Raw genomic sequence first — 20846 nt, forward strand, 5'->3', positions numbered from 1 at the left:
GGGGGCGGGACCTCAGCCGGACAGCGCGTTGAGCAGGCGGTCCACGTCCGCCTCGGTGTTGTAGAGGTGGAACGAGGCCCGCAGGGCGCCCGCGCGGGCCGCGGTGGCGATGCCGGCCGCGAGCAGCTCCGGCTGGCGCCCGGCCAGGCCCGGGACGGCGACGATCGGTGAGTCGCCCGGCACCGGCTCGTGGCCCAGGCGGGCGAGACCGGCCCGGTAGCGGGCGGCCAGCGCGGTGTCGTGGGCGTGCACGGCGTCGATGCCGATCCGCTCCAGCAGGGCCAGCGAGGGCGCGGCCGCGTGGTAGGCGAGGAAGGCCGGGGACTCGTCGAACCGGCGCGCCCCGGCGGCCAGTTGCGGCATCGGACCGTAGGTGGCCTCCCAGCCGGACTCCGCCGCCACCCAGCCGGCGTGCAGCGGGGTCAGGGTGTGCTGGGCCTCCTCCGAGACGGTGAGGTACGAGGCGCCGCGCGCCCCGAGCAGCCACTTGTACCCGGCGGTGACCGTATAGGCGTAGGGCGAGGCGTCGAACGGCAGCCAGCCCACCGCCTGCGTGGCGTCCACCAGCATCCGGGCCCCGCACCCGGCGGCGGCCTCACGGAGGGCGGACAGGTCGGCGGTGCGGCCGTCGGCGGACTGGACGGCGCTGAGCGCGACCAGCGCCGTGTCCGGGCCGACGGATCCGGCGAGCGCCTCCAGCGGGACGAAGCGCACCTTGAGGTCGCCGCGCACCACGAAGGGGTTGATCACCGAGGCGAACTCCCCCTCGGGGCACAGCACTTCGGCGCCGGCCGGGAGCGCGGCCGCGACGAGGCCGACGTGGGTGGCGACGGACGAGCCGATGGCCACCCGGTCGGAGGCGACGCCGACCAGCCGGGCGAAGGAGTCGCGGACCTGGCCGACGCGGTCGAAGTCGCCGAACCCGGCGGCGGTTCCGGCGCCGGCGGCCTCGGCCAGCTCCCGCACCTCCGCGACGGCGGAACGGGGGAGGACTCCGCAGGTGGCGGTGTTGAGGTAGGTGGTGGAGTGCGCGAACTCGGCGCGGGCGGCTTCGGCGAGTGGAAGGACCATGCCCTCAACTCTGCGTCCGGAACGGCCCCGAGTCCACGGGGCCTCGGGGCCGTCCGGTGCCGCCGGGGGTCTTCGGGATCAGGCTCCCGGGACCGCGCAGGCGCCGTCGGGCTCGCACGCCTCGGCGCCGGCGGCCGGCTCCTCGACCTCGCGGCCGGCCCACGCCTGCTCCAGCGCCCGGGTGAACACCTCGGCGGGCTGGCCGCCGGAGATGCCGTAGCGGCGGTCCAGGACGAAGAACGGCACGGCGTTGGCGCCCAGCTCGGCGGCCTCGCGCTCGTCGGCCCGCACCTCGGCGGCGTAGGCGGAGTCGTCGCCGAGGACCGCGCGGGCCTCCGCCTCGTCCAGCCCGGCCTCGACGGCGAGCGCGACCAGCACCTCGGGGTCGAAGACGGAGCGCTCCTCTCCGAAGTTCGCCCGGTAGGCGAGGTCGAGGAGCTCCTCCTGGCGGCCGCGGGCGGCGGCCAGGTGCAGCAGACGGTGGATGTCGAAGGTGTTGCCGTGGTCGCGGCCCTCGGTGCGGTACGTCAGCCCCGCGGCGCGGGCGCTGGCGGCGACGTGCTCCTCCATGCCGCGCGCCTCGTCGAGGGTGCGGCCGTACTTCTTGGCGAGCATCTCCACGACGGGCGCGGAGACGCCCTTGGGGCTGTTCGGGTCGAGCTCGAACGACCGGAAGACGATCTCCACCTGGTCGCGGTGCGCGAACTCCGCCAGGCCCTGAGTGAAGCGGGCCTTTCCGACATAGCACCAGGGGCAGGCGATGTCGGCCCAAATTTCGACGCGCATGTTGCTTCTTCTCTCCGGTTCCAGGGGATCGCTTCAAGACGGTTTCGGGTTCAACCATCCGGTGGGGCGTCTCATTCCCCGGACGCGGGGCGCAGGCTCAGCCAGAGAGTGAGGTGCGAGCCCGACTTCGCCCCGGAGGGGTCCGCGAGCCAGCCGTGGGCGGCGTAGAAGGCCTGGGCTCGCAGGTTGTGCTCGTAGACCTCCAGCCGCACCCGTCCCACCCCTGCGAGGCGCCAGGCGTCGAGACAGGCGGCGTGCAGGGCGGCCCCGGTGCCGCGGCGCCAGTGTCCCGGATCCACGTGCAGCTGGGTGAGGGTGGTCTCGCCGTCGGCGGTGCGGAAGGCGGCGACCCCGGTGAGCTCGCCGTCGCGCTCGGCGCAGAGCACACCGCCGTCGGAGGCCGCCCGGGCGACGGCCCGGGACCAGCCCTCGCGGGTCCGCGCGAGCTCGGCCTCACCGCTGTAGGCCTCCGCGGGCAGCCGGCCCTGGTAGTAGGTGGCCCGGGCGCGGGTGTGGAGGGCGGCGATGGCATCGAGGTCTGCGGGTCGCGCGGTCCTGATCATGGAAAGGAAAACGCGCCGGGAACCCCGTTCGGTTCCCGGCGCGTCAGCCGTCTGTTCGAATGGCTACTTCTTCAGCCACGCCGCCATCATCTTCTGGGCGATGGGCGCGGCCAGCTTGCCGCCGCCGATCTCGGAGCGGTCGGTGTCCGAGTTCTCGATCACCACGGCGACGGCGATCTGCTTGCCGTCCGCCTTCCCGTACGAGGTGAACCAGGCGAGCGGAGACTTGCTGTTGTTCACGCCGCGCTGGGCGGTACCGGTCTTGCCGCCCACCTCGGCGCCCTTCACCTGGGCGGGCTTGCCGCCGCCCTCGGTGGCGACCGTGCGCATCGCGTCCTGGAGCATCGAGGCGGTCCGCTCCTTCATGACCTGATCGGACTTCGGGTCCTTGAAGCTCTCCAGGACGTTGCCGTTGGCGTCGGTGACCTCGGAGACCATGTGCGGGGCGACGAGCTTTCCGCCGTTCTCGATCGCGGCCGTCACCATCGCCATCTGGAGCGGGGTGGCCTGCACGTCGAACTGGCCGATACCGGTCTGCGCGACCTGGTCGACGGACATCTTCTCCGACGGGTACTTGCTCGGCGGGTTGGTGCGGACCGGGGTGTCGATCTGCGTGTTGAAGCCGAGCTTCTCCGCCGTCGCGCGCATCTTGTCCTGGCCGAGCTTGGAGGCGAGCTCGGCGAAGACGTTGTTGCAGGACAGCCGCAGCGCGGTGCGCGGGGAGACGTTGTTGCAGGCCGCCGAGCCCGCCTCGCTGGGCAGCTGGGTGCGGGTGCCCGGGATGGTGTACGGGTCGGGGGTGCCCGTGGGCGTGTCGATGTTCGTGACCAGCCCGTTCTCGATGGCCGCCGCCAGGGTGACCAGCTTGAAGGTGGAGCCGGGCGCCTGGGGCTTGCGCAGCGCCACGTTCTCCATGGCCTTGCCCTGGTCGGCGGAGAGCTCCTGCCAGGCCTTCTCGTCGTTGGCGCCCGTGATCCGGCCGGGGTCGTACGAGGAGTTGTTCACGACCGCGAGGATCTCGCCCGTCGCCGGGTCGATGGCCACGGCGGAGCCCTGCTTGTCCTGGAGCGCGTCCCAGGTGGCCTTCTGCACGTCCCGGTCGATCGTGGTCAGCACGTCACCCGGGGCGGCCCGCTTGTTGGTGAGCGTGTCCATGACCGTCTTGAGACGGTTGTCCGAGCCGTTGAGGATGTTCTTGTAGACCCCCTCCAGCATCGTCGTGCCGTAGGCCTGCGAGCTGTACCCGGTGATGGGCGCGTAGAGCGGGCCGTCGGTGTACGTCCGCTTGTACCCGAAGTCCTTGCCGCCCGTCTTCGTCGAGCCCGTGATCGCCTCCCCGCCCACGATGATGTTGCCCAGCGGGTTCTCGTACTGCCCGATGAGGTTGCGCCGGTTGTGTTCGTCGTCTGCGAGGGCCTGGCCTTGATATGCCTGCACCCAGGTGACCCGCACCAAAAGGGCCAGCACCAGAAGCAGACAGAAGACCGACGCACGCCTGATCGTTTTGTTCATCCCCCAAAAGGACGTCCGAGCGCCCCCAGACGTTCCGCTCTGCCCCGATTGTGGCGGGGTTCTCAGCTCTTCTTCATGAGGAAGCCTCCCTCGTAGGCCGCGATGACCGCCTGGGTGCGGTCGCGGGAGCCGGTCTTGGCGAGGACCGCGGCGACATGCGTCTTGACCGTCTGCGGCCCGACCCCGAGCCGCTCGCTCAGCTCGTGGTTGGACAGCCCGGTGGCCATCAGGCGCAGTACGTCGGCCTCCCGGTCGGTGAGCCGGGCCGCCCAGGCAGGGGCGGCCGGGGCCGGGCCGCCGGCCGTGCGCGCGACGGCCAGCGCGCGGACGGCGGCCGGGAAGAGCAGCGAGTCCCCGCGGGCGACGAGACGGACCGCTCCGATCAGCTCGTCGGGATCGGCCCGCTTGAGGAGGAACCCGGCGGCGCCCGCGCGCAGCGCGTCGTACACGTACGCGTCGTTCTCGAAGGTGGTGACGACCACGATCCGGGGCGGCTCCGCCATGGTGGCGAGGATCTGCTCGGTGGCCCGGATGCCGTCGATCTCGGGCATCCGGACGTCCATCAGCACCACGTCGGGGGCGAGCGAGCGGACCAGCGGGACGGCCTCGGCACCGGAGGCCGCCTCCCCGACCACCTCCAGGTCGGGTTCGGCCTCCAGGATGACCCGCAGCGCGGTACGGACCATCCGTTCGTCGTCGGCGAGCACGATCCGCAGCGGCGGCCGCCCCGCCGGGGACGGGGGCGACGCCGGGCTCATCGCGGTCCCCCGCCGAGCGGGAGGACGGCCAGCAGCCGCCACTGGCCCTCGTACGGGCCGGCCTCGACGCGGCCTCCGAGCAGCGCGGCGCGTTCCGCGGCGCCGCGCAGCCCGCGGCCGCCGGTGGTGCGGGACTCCCGGCGCTCGGGGTCCGCGGATGGGTTGGTCATGCTGATCTCCAGTTCACGGTGTCCTTCGCCTTCCTGTCCCTGCCGTACGACGATCCCCAGCCGGACCGGGCCCCCGCCGTGGCGCAGGGCGTTGCTCAGGCCCTCCTGCACGATCCGGTACGCCTCGCGGGAGGCGATCGCGGGGAGCCGCGCCCAGTCCCCGCCGGGCCCGGGGTCCTGGTGGGCGGCGACGGCGGTACCCCCGGCCCGGGTGCGGGCGAGCAGTCCGTCGAGGTCGGCGGCGAGCGTCGGCGCGGGCGCGGCATCGGCCCGGGCCGGGTCCCCGTCGCGCAGCAGGCCCAGGACGGCGTCCAGCTCCCCCACCGTCCGCCGCGTGGTGTCCTCGATCGCGGCCAGCGCCTCCCGGACGAACTCCGGGTCGCTGTCCAGCACCCGCCGGGCGGCGCTCGCCTGGAGGGTGACGGCGCTCAGCGCGTGCCCCACCGCGTCGTGCAGCTCCCGGGCCAGCCGGTTGCGCACCGCCAGGTCGGCGGCCCGCTCCTCGGCCGCCGCCAGCCGGTCCGCCCCGGTCGGCCCGAGCAGTACGGGCGCCAGCCGGGCCAGCAGCTCCCCCGCCCCGGCGGCGCACAGGACGACCCCGGCGAGCAGCACCGTCCCGACGAGGGACCCCGCGTAGGGCAGGGTGCCCGGCCCGAACCACTGCCGCCCCAGCGGGGTGTCCTGCAAGGCCCCCACGAACGGCAGGGCGATCAGCGCCACCGCCATCGGCGGGACCGCCAGGCTCATCCCGCTGACCAGCGCGCCGATCCCCAGGTGCAGGGTCCACCAGGCGCAGGCCCGCCCCCGCGCCGCCCAGGACCGGGCCGGCCCCTCGGCCAGCCGCTCCCCCGGCACCCCGCACATGGCTCGTACGGCGGCCACCGACATCGGCCGGACCAGCCCGAACACCGCGGTGGCGGCGGCCAGCGGCAGCGAGAGGGCGTAGGCGGCGAGGGTCAGCGGGAAGGAGTCCAGGGCGTTGGACTCGGCGAGAGCGCCGACCACCACCTGAGCGAGCAGGAAATAGGGCATCAGCAGGGCCCCGCCGAGCACCAGGTGCACCCAGCGCAGCCGGGCCCGCGCCCCGAGCCCCCGGGCCACCGCCCTCCGCATCACGCCGCGCGGCGGGAGGTGAGGAACCTCGCGAGCACGGCGGCGGCGAGCACTCCGGTGATCATCTGGCCAGCGTAGATCAACCGGACTGTCCCGGAGGGGTGTTCGCCGCCGTCGAGCTGCGTGCCCAGCGAGGCGATCAGCGGCCACAGCCCCCAGCACAGGGCCGCCGCCGAGCCGGTCCAGGTGAGGGCCAGCGGCCGCCACACCCGCCGGCCCCCGCCCCGCGCCAGCAGCAGTGCCCCCGCGGCGGCGGCCAGCGCGCATATCGCGTGCACCCCGGACACCACGCCCGTCGTCGCCGAGCGGGCGGCCGCCTGCTCGGCGCCCATCCCGCCCGTCCCGCCGAGGGCCCAGTACACATGGACCCCCGCGACGAGCACAGCGCACACCGCCGCGGCTCCCGCCACCACCCCCGTGGGTGACGGGAGCCCGCGGCCCCGCACGCCCTGCCAGCGCCGGCCCCAGCGCTCCCGCGCATAGGGGACGAACAGCCCGGCCAGGGCGAGACCTTGGACGGTGAAACCGGTGTAGACGACCGTGAACACCCAGGAGTCGAGGAAGGGCCGCACCGCCCCCTCGGCGGGTGCCCGGGCGGCCGGATCCACCGCCCGTATGAGCAGTTGGGCCGGGAACGCGGTGAGGATCGGGGTGAGCAGCCCGGTGGCGGCGAAGGCGGGGACGGTGAGCAGCCAGGGAGGCAGCCGCATCCCCCAGGGTCTGGTGAGGGCCAGGACGAGCAGGATCACGCACGCGTCCATGGCCAGGGTGACGGCGTTGGCCAGGGTGAGGAACATCCCCGGTTCCAGCAGTGGGCTGCCTTCGGGTATCCCGGCCCGGCTCCCCGACAGCCAGGCGGACTTGAGGGCCAGATAGGGCACCGTCGCAGCCAGGGCCACCACCCGCAGGACCCTGCGCCCGGCTCCCGGCGCCGGGCCCGAGGGCCGCGTCCCGTTCCCCTCGCTCCTACTGGCCCTGCTCGTCTTGTTCGTCTTGTTCGGCACGTGGACGGCTCGTGTGGAGGTCATGTCTCAACGGTCGCCCGCGCGGCTCCCCGCCGCCTCCCCCGTGAAGGGGAACCGTCTCCCCCACCCGGGGGAGGAACCGCCCCGTCCACCGCGTCACATGCGGCGCGTGGCCACCGACAGCCGGTCCCGGGCCTCGAACAGCGCCGCCTTGATGGTCTGCTCGTGACCCGGCGTCAGCCGGGCCACCGGCACCGAGCAGCTCACCGCGTCCCGCGCCGGCGTCCGGTACGGCACCGCCACCCCGAAGCAGCGCAGCCCCAGGGTGTTCTCCTCGCGGTCCACCGCGTAGCCCTGCTCCCGCACCAGCTCCAGCTCCTCGATGAGCTGTTCCCGGTCCGTGACGGTGTGCTCGGTGACCGCCTCCAGCCGTCGCGGCAGCAGTCCCCGCACCTCCTCGTCGGTGTGCGTGGCCAGCAGTGCCTTGCCGAGCGCGGTCGAGTGCACCGGCAGCCGCCGCCCGACCCGGGTGAAGGGCCGCAGGTAGTGCTGGGACTGGCGGGTGGCGAGGTAGACCACGCTGGTGCCGTCCATCCGGGCCAGGTGGATGGTCTCGGTCGTGTCGTCGGAGAGCCGGTCCAGGCTGGGCCGGGCCGCCGCGACCACCTCGTCCCCGTCGATGTACGAGCTGCCGACCAGCAGGGCCCGTACGCCGATGCCGTACCGCGTCCCCGACGCGTCCGTCTCCACCCAGCCCAGGTTCACCAGCGTGCGCAGCAGCATGTACAGGCTGGACTTGGGCAGCGAGAGGTCGTGCTGGATGTCGGCCAGGCTGTGCAGCCCGGGCCGCGCCGCGAAGTGCTCCAGCAACAGGACCGTGCGTACCGCCGACTTGACGGCCGCCGGCGCGCCCGCGCCGGGCCCCTCGGGCCCCGCCCCCATCGACTCCACCGACTGCGCGGACTCAGCTGTCGTCATTGGTCTTCGCGCCCCTCTTGATTGTCGCTTTGTCGCTTCTTGTCTCTTGTCAACCCTGAAGACGCGGAAATAGAGTCCACGATGGATGTGATCATTCATCCACCGGAACGGCGTTCAGAATACTGAACGACACCGCGCGGGTCAGCGTAGATCCACGACCAGGAGGCAGTGCGCCATGGCAGCAACCCCAGTCTGGAGTGTGGACCCCCGCACCGGGAAGCAGCGCGAACAGGTCGGCCACGAGGCCACCGCCCGCGAGGTGGACGAGGCCGTGCGCGCCGCCCACGCGACCCGCGGCGCACTCGCCGACCGGACCGTCCGCGCCGCCTTCCTGCGCGCGGCCGCCGACCTGCTCGACGGGGCCGCCGCCGAGGTGATCGGAGCCGCCGACGCCGAGACCGCGCTCGGCGCACCCCGCCTCACCGGCGAGCTCGGCCGCACCACCGGCCAGCTGCGGGCCTTCGCCGACGCCGTCGACGAGGGCGCGTACCTCGACATCCGCATCGACCACGCCGACGCCTCCCTCACCCCGCCGCGCCCGGAACTGCGCCGTTACAAGGTGCCGCTGGGCGTGGTCGCCGTCTACGCCGCCTCCAACTTCCCGCTCGCCTTCTCCGTTCCCGGCGGCGACACCGCGAGCGCGCTCGCCGCCGGCTGCCCGGTGGTCGTCAAGGCGCACCCCGACCACCCGGCGACCTCCGCGCTGTGCGGAGCGCTGCTGCGCCGGGCCGCCGTCGCCGCCGGGCTCCCGGCCGATGTGGTCGCGGTGGTCCACGGGTTCGACGCCGGGCTGGAGCTGGTCCGCCACCCGCTCGTCTCCGCCGCCGGATTCACCGGCTCCATCCGGGGCGGGCGCGCCCTGTTCGACGCGGCCGCCGCCCGGCCCGTGCCCATCCCCTTCCACGGGGAGCTCGGCTCCCTCAACCCCGTCGTGGTCACCCCGGCGGCCGCCGCCGAGCGCGCCGAGGAGATCGGCGGCGGGCTCGCGGGCTCGGTCACCCTCGGCGTCGGCCAGTTCTGCGTCAAGCCCGGCCTGGTCCTCGTCCCGGCGGGCCCGGACGGGGACCGGCTGGCCGAGGCGCTGGCCAAGGCCCTCGGCGAGACCGGCCCGGGGGTGCTGCTCGACCACCGGATGCGGGACGCCTTCATCGCCGGGGTACGGGAGCGGGCCGCGCTGCCCGGCGTCGACGCGCCCGTCACCCCGGGCCCGGGCGGGGAGCACACCGTCACCGCGGGGTTCCTGACCGTGCCGGCCGCCCGCCTCGCCGGGCCGGGGCCCCATGAGCTGCTGCTCGAAGAGTGCTTCGGCCCGGTGACCGTGCTCGTACGGTACGAGGGCCAGGGCGAGGCGACGGCCCTGCTGGACCGGCTCCCCGGGAACCTGACCGCCACGCTGCACCTCTCCACCGCCGAGACCGAGGGCGGCGCGGCCGGGGGCGGCGCGGCCGGGGCGGCGGAGCTGGTGAAGCGGGTCACCGCGCTGGCCGGCCGTGTCGTGGTCAACGGCTGGCCGACCGGTGTCGCCGTGGCCCCGGCCCAGCACCACGGCGGCCCCTACCCGGCGGCCACCTCGCACTCGACCTCGGTCGGCGGGACCGCGATCGAGCGGTGGCTGCGCCCGGTCGCCTACCAGTCGGTGCCGGACGCGCTGCTTCCGGCCGAGCTGCGCGAGGCCAACCCGCTGGGACTGCCGCGCCGCGTCACGGGCGGCTGACCCCGGTCCCGGCTGACCCCGGCCCCGGCTGCCCGGCCCCGGCCGGGCCCGGGGAGCGCCCCGCGGGTAATTGCGTTGCCCGCCCCTCCCGCGCGGGGCAGGCTGCCGGTCATGCCGAGACCGCACGGATTCACGTACGAACAGCGCAGCGACCACAGCGTGGTCATCACGCATCAGGGGCGCGCCGCGAGCACCCTGCGGGGCGGGCGCGCCGAGAAGTTCCTGGCCGAGGTGGAGTCGGGCGACGCCCAGCTCGTCATGGCCCGCTGGACCGGCGCCTACAAGTTCGGCAACGAGCGGATGGCGAAGAACCACCCCCGCAACCGGCGCTGAAATCTCCCGCGAGGGTAAGGGAACGGCAAAGCCCCTCCGGTCGTTCTCCCGGCATGACCGCTATGACCCCTGGTTCCAACCTGCCGCTCAATACCGTCCGTGTGACGGTGGATGTGGCTGCTCCGGTGCGGCTCGACGTGTCGGGGCTTCTCCTCGCGGCGGACGGCAAGGTGCGTTCGGACGCCGACTTCATCTTCTACAACCAGCCGTCCGGGCCCGGTGTCAGCTACCGGTCCGGCGGCGGTTCGGCGCCGGATTCGATCACGGTGGACACGGGCGCGCTGCCGCCGGGCATCGAGCGCGTCGTGGTCACGGCCAGCCCCGATGCCGCCGGGCAGTCCTTCCAGGGCGTCGAGCCCACCACCACCGTGCGTGACGCGGACGGCGGCGCGGTGATCGCCACCTTCACCCCGCCGAAGCTGGGCACCGAGACCGCGCTCGTCGTCGTCGAGGTGTACCAGCGCGGCGGCGTGTGGAAGGTGCGCGCCGTCGGCCAGGGGTACGCCAACGGCCTGGCCGGCATCGCCACCGACTTCGGGGTCTCCGTGGAGGAGGAGGCGGCGCCCACCCCGCCGCCCGTCGCCGCCCCGCAGCCGCCCGCCGCGCCCGCACCCACCTGGGGCCAGACCCCCTCGGCCCCGGCCACCCCCGCCGCGCCGCCGTCGCCGTACCCGGCTTCCCCCTGGCTCGGCGAGTCGACGCCCGCGCAGGCCGCGCCCCCGCCGCCCGCGGCGGCTCCCGCGCCGATGGGCGCCGGGAAGATCAACCTCGACAAGGGCCGGGTCAACCTCCAGAAGAACCAGACCGTGTCCCTGGTCAAGGGCGGCCGCCCGCTGCTCTCCCAGGTCAAGATGGGCCTGGGCTGGGAGCCCGCGTTCGGCGGCCGCGACATCGACCTCGACGCGTCCGTCATCGCGTACGGCCCGCAGCGCAACCACATCGACAGCTGCTACTTCGGCAAGCTGTCCATCCTCGGCGGCGCCGTCAAGCACTCGGGTGACAACCTGACGGGCGAGGGCGCCGGGGACGACGAGGTGATCGTCGTGGACCTCGGCCGGCTCCCCGCGGAGGCCACCGGCCTCGTCTTCACGGTGAACTCGTTCTCCGGACAGAAGTTCAGCGAGGTCGCGAAGGCCTACTGCCGTCTGATCGACGCGGCGAGCGGCGAGGAACTCGTGCGCTTCGACCTCACCGGCGCCGAGCCGCAGACCGGCGTCATGATGGCCAAGCTGATCAAGCAGTTCTCCGGCGAATGGGAGATGACGGCCATCGGTGAGTTTGTGAAATCCCGCACAGTGCGCGGCATGGTGAAGCCTGCCGCCCAGGCACTCTGAGCAGGTGGGCGGGCACATGGAGCTACCAATGACTGCTTTCGGGTGAGGCATTCCACCTTGAAAGCGGGGGTCGCTGTCAGTGCCCGCCCTTAGCCTTGAACTCATGCACACGACACTCCAACCCACGGGACCGTCTCGGCCGTCCGCCTCAGAGGCGAACGAGGCGATACGGCACCTCGTCGAGACCCGTGTGGACGACGAGTGGCCTTCCGCGGCCTACGAATTCCTGCTGGAGGAATGGGCCGTGGCCTCCCGCGCGGAGGTTTCCGGGGCCTCGTAGTCCCGCGCCGTCGGTGCGCCGCCCGTTCGGGCGGCGCCGACATCCGCGCAGGTGCATGCCGCTGTCCGCGCCGTCAGTGCGCGCGTCGCCAGGGGCCGGTGATGGCCAGCATGATGCCCGGCTCCTGAATGTTCGCGAACAGGGTGCGCCCGTCCGGGGAGAAGCAGACCCCGGTGAACTCCGAGTACTCGGGCTCCTCGGCGGTTCCGATGTTGAGCTCGTTGCGCGCCAGCGGGTACGTCCGCCCCGACTCCGTGGCGCCGAACAGGTGCTGGATCCCGGAGCCGTCCTCGGCGATGACCAGGCCGCCGTACGGCGACACGGTGATGTTGTCGGGGCCGTCAAAACCGCCGTCCACCGACGGGTCGGCGTTCACCCCGATCAGGACGGTCAGCCGGACCGTACGGCGCTTGGGGTCGTAGAACCACACCTGGCCGTCGTGCGCGGCGCCCGGGCTCTCCTCGCGGGCGTACGAGGAGACGAAGTACGTGCCCCCGTCGGCCCACCACATGCCCTCCAGCTTGCGCGCCCGCGTCACGGCGCCCGCCGCGAACTGCTTGCGCACCGGGACCGTCCGCGCGTCGCGGTCCGCCACCTCCACCCAGTCGACCCCGTAGACGGTCCCGATCTTCGTGGCCCGCGAGAGGTCGTCCACGAACCGGCCCGCACTGTCGAAGCACTTGGCCGCGGCGAGCACACCCGCGTCGGCGGCGAGGGTGCGCAGCTTGCCGCGCCCGTGCCGGAACCCCTGCGGCGGAGTCCAGCGGTAGAGCAGCCCGTTCGGGCCCGAGGCGTCCTCGGTGAGGTACGCGTGACCCTGTCGCGGGTCGATGACGACGGCCTCGTGCGCGTACCGCCCGAAGGCCTTGACCGGCTTCGGCTCACGGTTGGCGCGGCGGTCGTGCGGGTCGACCTCGAAGACGTAGCCGTGGTCCTTCGTCATGCCGTTCTTGCCGGCGAGGTCCTCGGTCTCCTCGCAGGTCAGCCAGGTGCCCCAGGGGGTGGACCCGCCCGCGCAGTTGGTCGACGTACCGGCGACGCCCACCCATTCGGCGACCTCACCGCCGCGCCGGACCTCGACGACCGTGCAGCCGCCGGCCGCGGCCGGGTCGTAGACGAGGCCCTCGGTGAGCGGCACGGGGCGCGCCCAGCCCGCCCGGGGGCCCTTCAGCTCGTGGTTGTTGACGAGGAGGGTGACCCCGCGGTGGCCCTCGAAGGCGGCCGTCCCGTCGTGGTTGGACGGGGTGGTCTCGCCGGAGTCCAGCTTCGTGACGCCGCTGTGCGTGATCACTCGGTACCGGAAGCCGGCCGGCAGGGCCAGGATGCCGGCCGGGTCGGGCCGCAGCGGGCCGTAGCCCGGCTCGCAGGGCCGGCCGTGCTCATCGCGCAGGGTGCTGTCGTCGGCCGCCAGCGCCCCCGGGGCGGTGGCGAGCGCGGCGACCGTCCCGGTGAGCGCGACTCCCGCACCTGCGATGACGGTGCGGGCGGTGAAGTCTCTACGGCTGAGCGGCATCGGGTCTCCAGGGGTGGGGAGGTGGTGCGCCGGTGATGCGGTCGTCGGCGCACACGCTCCCGCCCGCACGTGAACGGCGGCTGAACTACCCAGGAACGCGAGCGGACCCCTTGCCGGAGCGCGGAATGGCCAACTCCGGCGCGAGAACGGCGTGTTGTCGTGCGCTCAGCCCTGCCGGGAGCGCGCCTTGAAGGCCGCCTTGCGGGCCTCCTTCGCGGCCTTCCGGTCGGGGTGCAGCCGGCCCATCGCCTCCAGCACGTACGCCGTCGCCGGGTGTTCCACCCGCCACGCCTGCTCGAAGAAGCCGGAGTGGTGCGCCGTCAGGGACGCGATCAGCAGCGGCAGTTCCTCGGTCTCCCCGTCCGCCGCGAGCTGCGCCGCGATGGTGTCGACCGTCAGCCAGAACACCATCTCCGCGTCCGGCGCCGGTACGTCGCCCACCCCGCGCTCCGCCAGCCAGACCCGGGCGAGGCCGCCCAGCTCGGCGTCGTCGAGCACGGCGCGGACGGCAGGTTCGGCCTCCGGGCCGGCGGTCGCGAGGGCCTGCTGGCAGCGCAGCCGGCGCAGCGGGGCGCCCTCGTCGTCGCCGCGGGCGGCGGCCAGCAGCTCGGCGACGGCGGCGGGCAGTTCCCGGCCGGCCAGCCACTGCTCGATCTCGGCCTGGGCGGCGCTCTCCGGGAACCGGGAGACCGCGTCGAGCAGGGCGTCGGCGCCCTTGCCGGACAGTTCTCCGATGGCGGGGGCCTCGACGCCCGCCTCCAGCATCCGGGCGCGGATCCCGTACAGGCCGAGCGGGGTCAGGCGGACCATGCCGTAGCGGGACACGTCCTCGTCGTCCCCGGCCGGCGCGCCGGAGGGGCCCGCGGTGAGGTCCTCGTCGGAAGCCTCCGCCATCAGGTCCTCGTCGACGGGCCGGAACTCGACGAGGCCGATCGGCTCCAGCTGCCGGAACTGGTCGTCCAGGCGCATCATCGCGTCCGACACCTGTTCGAGCACCTCGTCGGTCGGCTCGCCCATGCCGTCCGGTACGACCATCGACGCGGCGAGCACGGGCAGTGGCACCGCGCTCTCCCCGGCGCCGCCCTCGGCGACGGTGAGCAGGTAGAGGTTGGCGAGCACCCCGTCGAGGAAGTCCGCCTCGCGCTTGGGGTTCCAGTCGAGCCGGCCGAAGTCGACCTCCCCGCCGGTGTCGAGGGCATCGACGAGCTCGTCCAGATCCGGAACCGCGGCGTCCGCGAGTACGGTCTCCAGCGCCGCCAGCCACAGTCCGAGCACCTCGCCGGGCGCGCCGCCGGTCACCAGGGCGAGGTCCTCGCCGGGCGCGGCGCTGCCGTAGGCCGAACCCTCCGCGCCCGCCTCCGCCACCCCCGCATCTTCCGCGGCGTGCTCGGCGTCCTCATCGGGCTCCGTGACGTCGACCAGCCCGGTGTCCACGGCGACCCGCCAGGCCTGGCTCGCGTACACCGCCGCGTCCTCGTCGGCGGGTTCGAGCCCGAGCGCCGCCGCGGCCTCGGGCAGCTGGGCGGCGGCGAGTTCGCCGCCGACCTCGACGCGGGTACCGGGGCCGGCCCAGCGGGCGAGGCGTACGGCGCGGGCGAACAACGGGGCACCGAGGGCCTCGCGGGCCAGTTCCGCATCGGAGTGCAGCCGTACCGGCGGCAGCGTGTGGTGCGGCTCTGCGGACATGGGGCGGTTCTCCTCGCGGGCGCGGTGCGACGGGGGTGCACAGACGGGTCGTTCAGCGGTTTGCTCAGTAGGTCGTTCAGCGGGTCGTTCAGCGGGTTGGTACGGGGTCGAGCAGGGTCATACGGGCCTGAAGCGGCACCGTACGGCGACCCAGAGTAGACGCATTTCGGGCGCCCCTGGCGGGCCAACATCTTTGGTTCATCCCACAGTCACCGGCCGTCTTCCCTGTACCCCTTGACAACTTTGCTGGCCACACAGGAAATTGACGCGCGTAGATCTAACGGGAACCCGAGCAACGCCGGGTTTCCTCTTCTCCCACCCCACACACCGGAGTTCCTGACCATGCGCTCCTCGCATCCCCGTTCCGCCGCCGTCGCGGCCCTCGTCGCCTCCGCGCTGGCCACCGGCCTGCTCGCGGGCTCCGCCGACGCGGCCGAAGGCGCCGTGTCCGCCGATCCGATACGCATCCACGACATCCAGGGCACCACCCGGATATCCCCGCTCGTCGGCAAGCAGGTCGCCGACGTGGAGGGCATCGTGACGGGCGTTCGTGCGTACGGTTCGCGCGGCTTCTGGATGCAGGACCCCGACGCCGACGACAACGACGCCACCAGCGAAGGTGTGTTCGTCTTCACCAACTCGGTCCCGACCGTCGCCGTCGGCGACGCGGTCAAGGTCTCCGGCCTCGTCGGCGAGTACGTCCCCGGTGGCGCGGCCTCCGGCAACCAGTCGGTCACCCAGATCTCGAAGCCGGTCGTGACCGTCGCCTCCTCCGGCAACGCGCTGCCCGAGGCCACCGCGATCAACGAGTACACGGTTCCCGCCGCGTACGCCCCGGCGGGCGACCCGGCCGCCGCGGGCAGCATCAACGGCCTGGCCCTGGAGCCCTCGCGCTACGCGCTGGACTACTACGAGGCCCTTGAGGGCATGAACGTCCGCATCGGCACCTCCCGCGTCGTCGGCGCCACCGACCCGTACGCGGAGCTGTGGGTCACCGTGAAGGGCTGGGAGAACACCGCCAAGCGCGGCGGCACGATCTACGGCTCGTACGAGTCCCAGAACACCGGCCGCCTCCAGATCCAGCAGCTCGCGCCGCTCGCGCAGCAGCCGTTCCCGGTGGCCAACGTCGGCGACAAGCTGACCGGCACCACCGAGGGCCCGCTGGACTTCAACCAGTTCGGCGGCTACACCCTGGTGGCCCGCACCCTCGGCACGGTCAAGGCGGGCACCCTCGCCCCCGAGAAGACCAAGGCGCAGGCGGCCAACGAGCTCGCGGTGGCCACGTACAACGTGGAGAACCTCGACCCGACCGACCCGCAGGAGAAGTTCGACAACCTGGCCAAGGCCGTCGTCGAGAACCTCGCCTCCCCCGACGTCGTCGCCCTGGAGGAGATCCAGGACGACAACGGCGCCAAGAACGACGGCACCGTCTCGGCCGAGCAGACCCTGACGAAGTTCACGGCGGCGATCACGGCCGCGGGCGGCCCCGCCTACCAGTGGCGGACCGTCAACCCGGAGAACAACAAGGACGGCGGCGAGCCCGGCGGCAACATCCGCCAGGTGTTCCTGTTCAACCCGGCGCGGGTCTCCTTCACCGAGCGCGCCCCGGGCGACGCGGCGACGGCGACCGCTGTCGTCAAGGAGCAGGGCAAGGCCGCCCTGACCCACTCCCCCGGCCGGATCGACCCGGCGAACCCGGCGTGGGCGGACAGCCGCAAGCCGCTCGCCGGCGAGTTCGTCTTCCGCGGCAAGACCGTCTTCGTCATCGCCAACCACTTCGGCTCCAAGGGCGGCGACGAGGGCCTGACCTCGGTCCACCAGCCGCCGGTGCGCTCCTCCGAGACCAAGCGGCTGCTCCAGGCTCAGGCCGTGAACGGCTTCGTCAAGGAGCTCCTGGCGGCCGACAAGAACGCGAACGTCATCGCCCTCGGCGACATCAACGACTTCGAGTTCTCGGCGACGGCGAACGCGCTGGCCGACGGCGGGGCGCTGTACCCGGCGATCAAGTCGCTGCCGAAGGCGGAGCGGTACTCGTACGTCTACCAGGGCAACGCGCAGGTGCTGGACCAGATCCTGACCAGCCCGGCGATCAAGACGTTCACGTACGACAGCGTGCACATCAACGCCGAGTTCTCGGCCCAGAACAGCGACCACGACCCGCAGGTGCTGCGCTTCCGCCCGTAACCGGTGCGGATCTGAACGGCAGGGGGCCGGACGCCGTCCCGCCCGGCCCCCTGCGCGATGTCGGGACTTTCGGCCCTGGCGTGACGCTCGACACATCTACCCCAAAACGGGCGGTTCTGGTGTTGAGTATCTGCCACGCCCGATCATGTACCGCCGCACTCCACGGAGGACAAGGTGTTCCCCTCCATCTCCCCCGCCCAGGAAATCGGCCTGGCCGTCCTGCTCGTGGCTGCCCTCGTCTGGGTTCTCGGTCGCGGTCACGTGCCGCGGGACGGCCGCTTCCACCGCGCGGAGCCCGCCGCTCCCTTCGATGGCCTCTCGGCGATCCCGGCGCAGCGCGGCACGGCGGCGCACCCGATGGAATCGGTGCAGCTCACGGAGGCGGAGGAGCAGGCCTTCGCGGGCCTCATCCGCTCCCTCCCCCGGAACTGAACCCCGCAGACCCGCAGACCGGTGCACCCGCGCTCCCGGCGCCCCGCCCCTGGAACGCAAGGCGCCCTCCCACCCCGGCCGGGGCAGGAGGGCGTCGCCGCGTCAGCGGGCCCGTACGGGTCAGTTGTGGCTGTGGAGGACCTCGTTCAGGCCGCCCCAGACCGCGTTGTTCGGGCGGGCCTCGACGGCGCCGGTGACCGAGTTGCGGCGGAAGAGGATGTTGCTGGCGCCGGAGAGCTCCAGGGCCTTGACGATCTGGCCGTCCGGCAGGGTGACGCGGGTGCCCGCGGTCACGTAGAGGCCGGCCTCGACGATGCACTCGTCGCCCAGGGCGATGCCGACGCCCGCCTCGGCGCCGACCAGGGTGCGCTCGCCGATCGAGATGATCTGCTTGCCGCCGCCCGACAGGGTGCCCATGGTGGACGCGCCGCCGCCGATGTCGGAGCCGTCGCCCACGACGACGCCGGCGGAGATGCGGCCCTCGACCATGGAGGTGCCGAGGGTGCCGGCGTTGAAGTTGACGAAGCCCTCGTGCATGACGGTGGTGCCCTCGGCGAGGTGCGCGCCGAGGCGGACGCGGTCCGCGTCGGCGATGCGGACGCCCTTGGGGGCGACGTAGTCCGTCATCCGCGGGAACTTGTCGATCGAGGTGACCTGGAGGTGCAGGCCCTCGGCGCGGGCGTTCAGGCGGACGGTCTCGACCTGGTCGACCGCGACCGGGCCCAGGGAGGTCCAGGCGACGTTGGCCAGCAGGCCGAAGACGCCGTCCAGGTTCTGGCCGTGCGGCTTGACCAGGCGGTGGCTGAGCAGGTGCAGGCGCAGGTACGCGTCGTGCGCGTCCAGCGGCTTGTCCTCCAGGGAGGAGATCACCGTACGGACGGCCACGACCTCGACGCCGCGGACCGCGTCCTGGCGGAGCGCCTTCGCCGCGGCGGCGCCCAGCAGTTCCACGGCCTGCTCGGCGGTGAGGCGCTCGGAGCCGGCCGGGCCGGGCTCGGAGACCAGCTCGGGGGCGGGGAACCAGGTGTCGAGGACGGTGCCGTCGGGGGTGATGGTGGCAAGTCCGGCGGCGACGGCGCCGGTGGTACGCGTAGCAGTCATGCCTGAAACCTAACCGGCGACGGGCTGCGGTCGCGAACCGGTCTCATGTGCCGGTCGTGCCGCGTGTCGGCCCTGCCGCAGCGACACCCACAGCACCGCCGCGCCTGCCCCCGCCGCCAGCACCGCGCACAGCGGCCACAGCAGCCCGGGCGCCGCGGAGTACAGCGCTCCGCCGAGCGGCGCGCCGAGCACCACGCCGCTGACCGAGACACCGGCGTACAGGCTCTGGAACCGCCCGATGGCGTGCTCGGGGGCCTGGTCGGCGACGTACGCGGTCGCGGTGGTCTTGTAGAGGATCTCGCCGAGGCTGAGCAGCACCATCATGGCGACGGCGGCGGCGACGCCGATCCCGGCGAGCAGCGCCGCGTACCCGGCCCCGACGAACAGCAGTCCGACGCCGACGACGCGCAGCGGCGGGCGGTTGCGCAGGGCGCCGGCGGCGGGCAGTTCCAGGACCAGGATGACGGCGCCGTTGAGGGCGAGGATCAGGCCGTAGGCGCGGGTGTCGAGACCGTGGTCGTCGAGGAAGACGGGGAAGGTCGAGTACTGCTGCCGGTAGACGACGTCGACGACGAGGACCGCGCCGAGGAGGACGAGGACGGCGGGGCGGGCCCGCAGTTCGCGCCAGACGCCGCCGCGGTCGTGGCCCTCGCCCGGGGCGGCGGCGCGCCGGGCCGCGCCGCGGGCCGGGACGACGCGGGCGGTCCACAGGGCGAACAGGAGGGTGCCGAGGCCGTCGCCGACGAAGAGCCAGTCGTAGGAGAGGCCGGTGGCGATCAGGCCGCCGAGCGGCGGGCCGAGGGTGAAGCCGCCGTTGGCGACGCAGCGGACGACGGCGAAGGCCTGCCGCCGGGCGCCCTCCGGGACGATCACCGCCACCAGGGCGGAGTTGGCGGAGCGGACGACTCCGAGGGTGTACTGGGCGAGCGGCAGGGCGAGGTAGAGCGCGGTGGTGGGCAGCAGTGGGAGCAGGGTGAGGGCGGCGCCGCCGAGGACGGAGGCGGCGAGCAGCACGCGGCGGTGGCCGTAGCGGTCGCCGTACCAGCCGCCGGTGAAGTTCCCGGCGACCACGCCGATGCCGCCGATGCCGGTGACCAGGCCCGCCTCGGTGACGCCGAGGCCGCGGGGGCCGGTCAGGTACACGAAGACGAAGACGAAGGTGAAGCTGGCGACGGCGTTGACGAACACGCCGGCCGACAGCAGCCAGACCGCTCTCGGTACGTCCTTGAACCCTTGCAACACGCCCGGTCCCCCCGCGCCATCCGCCAGTCAGTTCCTTTTGGGAACGAACTCTGTCAGCATGGCGGTCGAAGGTCAACGACCAATGAGCGGAGCACTCATGGCCCAGCGGACGCAGCTCGGCGACGCGGACTGCGCCATCGCCCAGGCCCTCGACGTGGTGGGCGACTGGTGGACGCTCCTGATCGTGCGCGACGCCGCGCGGGGGCTGCGCCGCTTCGAGGAGTTCCAGCGCGAGCTGGGCATGTCGCGGAAGGTGCTGGCCGAGCGGCTGCGGCTGCTGGTCGAGGCGGGGGTGCTGACGCGGGAGCCGTACCAGGACCGCCCGGTACGGCACGAGTACCGGCTGACCCCGCGCGGGCGGGGGCTGCTGCCGGTACTGGTGGCCCTCCAGGACTGGGGGGACGGCTGGGTGCTGGGAGAGGGAGAGATGACCGCGACGACGGACGAGGCCTCACGCGAGGCGGTACGGGTGCACGCGCTGCGGGGTACCCGGGTGCCGGAGCTGCTGCTGCCGGACCGGTTCGGGGAGCCGCGCGACCCGGTCGCGGACACGGAGTTCACGGTGCTGTACTGCTTCCCCGGCGCGTACGCGCGGGCGGACGCGTATCCGCCCGGGTGGGCGGGGATCCCGGGCGCGAAGGGGTGCACGCTGGAGTCGTGCACGTACCGGGACCAGCTGGCGGAGTTCACGGCGGCGGGGGCGACGGTGCACGGGGTCTCCACGCAGCGGCCCGACGAGCAGCGGGCGTTCGCGGAGGCGGAGAGGCTCCGCTTCCCGCTGCTGTCGGACGCGGAGTTGGCCCTGACGACGGCCCTGCGGCTGCCGACGTTCCGGGCGGCGGGGGTGAGCCGCCTCAAGCGGCTGACGCTGGTGCTGGACCGGGACCGGGTCGTGCGCGAGGTGATCTACCCGATCCGGGACATCGAAGCCAGCGTCACCACGGCCCTCACAGCCGTCCGCACCGCCCGGCCGGCCTAGCCTCCGTCGTCACAGTGTCGCCGGTCGGGCCCGCGGCGCCGGGCGATGCGGGCCGGGCGCGCCACAGTGCCGACAAGGCCCGGGGGCGCGGGGGCGAGCTCCCCGGCGAGGGCGCCGCGCGGGCATCGCCGC

General features: G+C 73.4%; 19 protein-coding genes. 7 read left to right on the plus strand and 12 right to left on the minus strand.

Going from position 1 to position 20846, the window contains the following annotated elements; translation table 11 throughout:
- Positions 1-12: 12 nt before the first annotated feature.
- From EES41_RS10330 to EES41_RS10365, 8 genes are all read right to left on the minus strand, one after another.
- Positions 13-1071 carry an aminotransferase class V-fold PLP-dependent enzyme gene (locus EES41_RS10330; protein ID WP_123077459.1) on the minus strand — a complete coding sequence of 353 codons (1059 nt, stop codon included), beginning with the start codon at positions 1069-1071 and terminating at the stop codon, positions 13-15.
- A gap of 78 nt (positions 1072-1149) precedes the next feature.
- A complete protein-coding gene (locus EES41_RS10335) occupies positions 1150-1857 on the minus strand; it encodes a DsbA family oxidoreductase (protein WP_123077461.1) in 708 nt (235 codons plus the stop codon).
- 71 nt (positions 1858-1928) lie between these two features.
- Positions 1929-2420 carry a GNAT family N-acetyltransferase gene (locus EES41_RS10340; protein WP_123077463.1) on the minus strand — a complete coding sequence of 164 codons (492 nt, stop codon included), beginning with the start codon at positions 2418-2420 and terminating at the stop codon, positions 1929-1931.
- A gap of 63 nt (positions 2421-2483) precedes the next feature.
- Positions 2484-3932, minus strand: a complete 1449-nt coding sequence (locus tag EES41_RS10345; RefSeq protein ID WP_123077465.1) for a penicillin-binding protein 2 — start codon at positions 3930-3932, stop codon at positions 2484-2486.
- 62 nt (positions 3933-3994) lie between these two features.
- Positions 3995-4690: a response regulator transcription factor gene (locus EES41_RS10350; protein WP_123077467.1), complete on the minus strand. Its 696-nt coding sequence runs from the start codon at positions 4688-4690 to the stop codon at positions 3995-3997.
- Positions 4687-5973 carry a sensor histidine kinase gene (locus tag EES41_RS10355; protein WP_123077469.1) on the minus strand — a complete coding sequence of 429 codons (1287 nt, stop codon included), beginning with the start codon at positions 5971-5973 and terminating at the stop codon, positions 4687-4689. Before EES41_RS10355 ends, EES41_RS10350 begins: the two co-directional genes overlap by 4 nt.
- A complete protein-coding gene (locus tag EES41_RS10360) occupies positions 5973-7001 on the minus strand; it encodes a hypothetical protein (protein WP_216827254.1) in 1029 nt (342 codons plus the stop codon). Before EES41_RS10360 ends, EES41_RS10355 begins: the two co-directional genes overlap by 1 nt.
- A gap of 93 nt (positions 7002-7094) precedes the next feature.
- Complete coding sequence (locus tag EES41_RS10365) at positions 7095-7880, minus strand: IclR family transcriptional regulator (protein WP_123077472.1); 786 nt, start codon at positions 7878-7880, stop codon at positions 7095-7097.
- Positions 7881-8091: 211 nt separating this feature from the next.
- On the opposite strand from EES41_RS10365, the gene EES41_RS10370 reads away from it, so the two are divergent.
- The 4 genes from EES41_RS10370 to EES41_RS41355 all read left to right on the plus strand — a co-directional run bounded on the left by EES41_RS10370 (position 8092) and on the right by EES41_RS41355 (position 11577).
- Positions 8092-9630 (plus strand): aldehyde dehydrogenase (NADP(+)), encoded by a 1539-nt coding sequence (locus tag EES41_RS10370; RefSeq protein ID WP_123077474.1) that lies wholly within the window; start codon positions 8092-8094, stop codon positions 9628-9630.
- 111 nt (positions 9631-9741) lie between these two features.
- Positions 9742-9963 (plus strand): hypothetical protein, encoded by a 222-nt coding sequence (locus tag EES41_RS10375; protein WP_037797386.1) that lies wholly within the window; start codon positions 9742-9744, stop codon positions 9961-9963.
- 53 nt (positions 9964-10016) lie between these two features.
- Entirely contained in the window at positions 10017-11297 is a 1281-nt protein-coding gene (locus tag EES41_RS10380; RefSeq protein ID WP_123077476.1) for a TerD family protein, read from the plus strand.
- Between the two features lie 103 nt (positions 11298-11400).
- Positions 11401-11577, plus strand: coding sequence for a hypothetical protein (locus tag EES41_RS41355; RefSeq protein ID WP_164495802.1), 177 nt, complete (start codon positions 11401-11403; stop codon positions 11575-11577).
- A 73-nt stretch (positions 11578-11650) separates the two neighbouring features.
- On the opposite strand, the gene EES41_RS10385 is transcribed toward EES41_RS41355, so the two are convergent.
- Positions 11651-13090 carry an alkaline phosphatase PhoX gene (locus EES41_RS10385; RefSeq protein ID WP_123077478.1) on the minus strand — a complete coding sequence of 480 codons (1440 nt, stop codon included), beginning with the start codon at positions 13088-13090 and terminating at the stop codon, positions 11651-11653.
- A 165-nt stretch (positions 13091-13255) separates the two neighbouring features.
- On the minus strand, positions 13256-14776 hold the full coding sequence (locus EES41_RS10390; RefSeq protein WP_123077480.1) for a hypothetical protein: 1521 nt from the start codon (positions 14774-14776) through the stop codon (positions 13256-13258).
- A 342-nt stretch (positions 14777-15118) separates the two neighbouring features.
- On the opposite strand from EES41_RS10390, the gene EES41_RS10395 reads away from it, so the two are divergent.
- Positions 15119-16960, plus strand: a complete 1842-nt coding sequence (locus tag EES41_RS10395) for an endonuclease/exonuclease/phosphatase family protein (protein ID WP_123077482.1) — start codon at positions 15119-15121, stop codon at positions 16958-16960.
- A gap of 174 nt (positions 16961-17134) precedes the next feature.
- Complete coding sequence (locus tag EES41_RS10400; RefSeq protein ID WP_123077484.1) at positions 17135-17392, plus strand: hypothetical protein; 258 nt, start codon at positions 17135-17137, stop codon at positions 17390-17392.
- Between the two features lie 120 nt (positions 17393-17512).
- Here EES41_RS10400 and dapD read toward each other — a convergent pair whose 3' ends face one another.
- Entirely contained in the window at positions 17513-18493 is a 981-nt protein-coding gene (gene dapD, locus EES41_RS10405) for a 2,3,4,5-tetrahydropyridine-2,6-dicarboxylate N-succinyltransferase (RefSeq protein ID WP_123077486.1), read from the minus strand.
- 9 nt (positions 18494-18502) lie between these two features.
- On the minus strand, positions 18503-19732 hold the full coding sequence (locus EES41_RS10410) for an MFS transporter (protein WP_123077488.1): 1230 nt from the start codon (positions 19730-19732) through the stop codon (positions 18503-18505).
- 100 nt (positions 19733-19832) lie between these two features.
- On the opposite strand from EES41_RS10410, the gene EES41_RS10415 reads away from it, so the two are divergent.
- Positions 19833-20714 (plus strand): winged helix-turn-helix transcriptional regulator, encoded by an 882-nt coding sequence (locus tag EES41_RS10415; RefSeq protein WP_123077490.1) that lies wholly within the window; start codon positions 19833-19835, stop codon positions 20712-20714.
- Positions 20715-20846 lie beyond the last annotated feature (132 nt).

Source organism: Streptomyces sp. ADI95-16 (assembly GCF_003721495.1).
GTDB lineage: Bacteria > Actinomycetota > Actinomycetes > Streptomycetales > Streptomycetaceae > Streptomyces > Streptomyces goshikiensis.

Excerpts from the sequence above, each read along its gene's own strand:
- EES41_RS10330 (WP_123077459.1), bottom strand. The coding sequence starts at position 1,071 with ATGGTCCTTCCACTCGCCGAAGCCGCCCGCGCCGAGTTCGCGCACTCC.
- EES41_RS10335 (WP_123077461.1), bottom strand. The coding sequence starts at position 1,857 with ATGCGCGTCGAAATTTGGGCCGACATCGCCTGCCCCTGGTGCTATGTC.
- EES41_RS10340 (WP_123077463.1), bottom strand. The coding sequence starts at position 2,420 with ATGATCAGGACCGCGCGACCCGCAGACCTCGATGCCATCGCCGCCCTC.
- EES41_RS10345 (WP_123077465.1), bottom strand. The coding sequence starts at position 3,932 with ATGAACAAAACGATCAGGCGTGCGTCGGTCTTCTGTCTGCTTCTGGTG.
- EES41_RS10350 (WP_123077467.1), bottom strand. The coding sequence starts at position 4,690 with ATGAGCCCGGCGTCGCCCCCGTCCCCGGCGGGGCGGCCGCCGCTGCGG.
- EES41_RS10355 (WP_123077469.1), bottom strand. The coding sequence starts at position 5,973 with ATGCGGAGGGCGGTGGCCCGGGGGCTCGGGGCGCGGGCCCGGCTGCGC.
- EES41_RS10360 (WP_216827254.1), bottom strand. The coding sequence starts at position 7,001 with ATGACCTCCACACGAGCCGTCCACGTGCCGAACAAGACGAACAAGACG.
- EES41_RS10365 (WP_123077472.1), bottom strand. The coding sequence starts at position 7,880 with ATGGGGGCGGGGCCCGAGGGGCCCGGCGCGGGCGCGCCGGCGGCCGTC.
- EES41_RS10370 (WP_123077474.1), top strand. The coding sequence starts at position 8,092 with ATGGCAGCAACCCCAGTCTGGAGTGTGGACCCCCGCACCGGGAAGCAG.
- EES41_RS10375 (WP_037797386.1), top strand. The coding sequence starts at position 9,742 with ATGCCGAGACCGCACGGATTCACGTACGAACAGCGCAGCGACCACAGC.
- EES41_RS10380 (WP_123077476.1), top strand. The coding sequence starts at position 10,017 with ATGACCGCTATGACCCCTGGTTCCAACCTGCCGCTCAATACCGTCCGT.
- EES41_RS41355 (WP_164495802.1), top strand. The coding sequence starts at position 11,401 with ATGCACACGACACTCCAACCCACGGGACCGTCTCGGCCGTCCGCCTCA.
- EES41_RS10385 (WP_123077478.1), bottom strand. The coding sequence starts at position 13,090 with ATGCCGCTCAGCCGTAGAGACTTCACCGCCCGCACCGTCATCGCAGGT.
- EES41_RS10390 (WP_123077480.1), bottom strand. The coding sequence starts at position 14,776 with ATGTCCGCAGAGCCGCACCACACGCTGCCGCCGGTACGGCTGCACTCC.
- EES41_RS10395 (WP_123077482.1), top strand. The coding sequence starts at position 15,119 with ATGCGCTCCTCGCATCCCCGTTCCGCCGCCGTCGCGGCCCTCGTCGCC.
- dapD (WP_123077486.1), bottom strand. The coding sequence starts at position 18,493 with ATGACTGCTACGCGTACCACCGGCGCCGTCGCCGCCGGACTTGCCACC.
- EES41_RS10415 (WP_123077490.1), top strand. The coding sequence starts at position 19,833 with ATGGCCCAGCGGACGCAGCTCGGCGACGCGGACTGCGCCATCGCCCAG.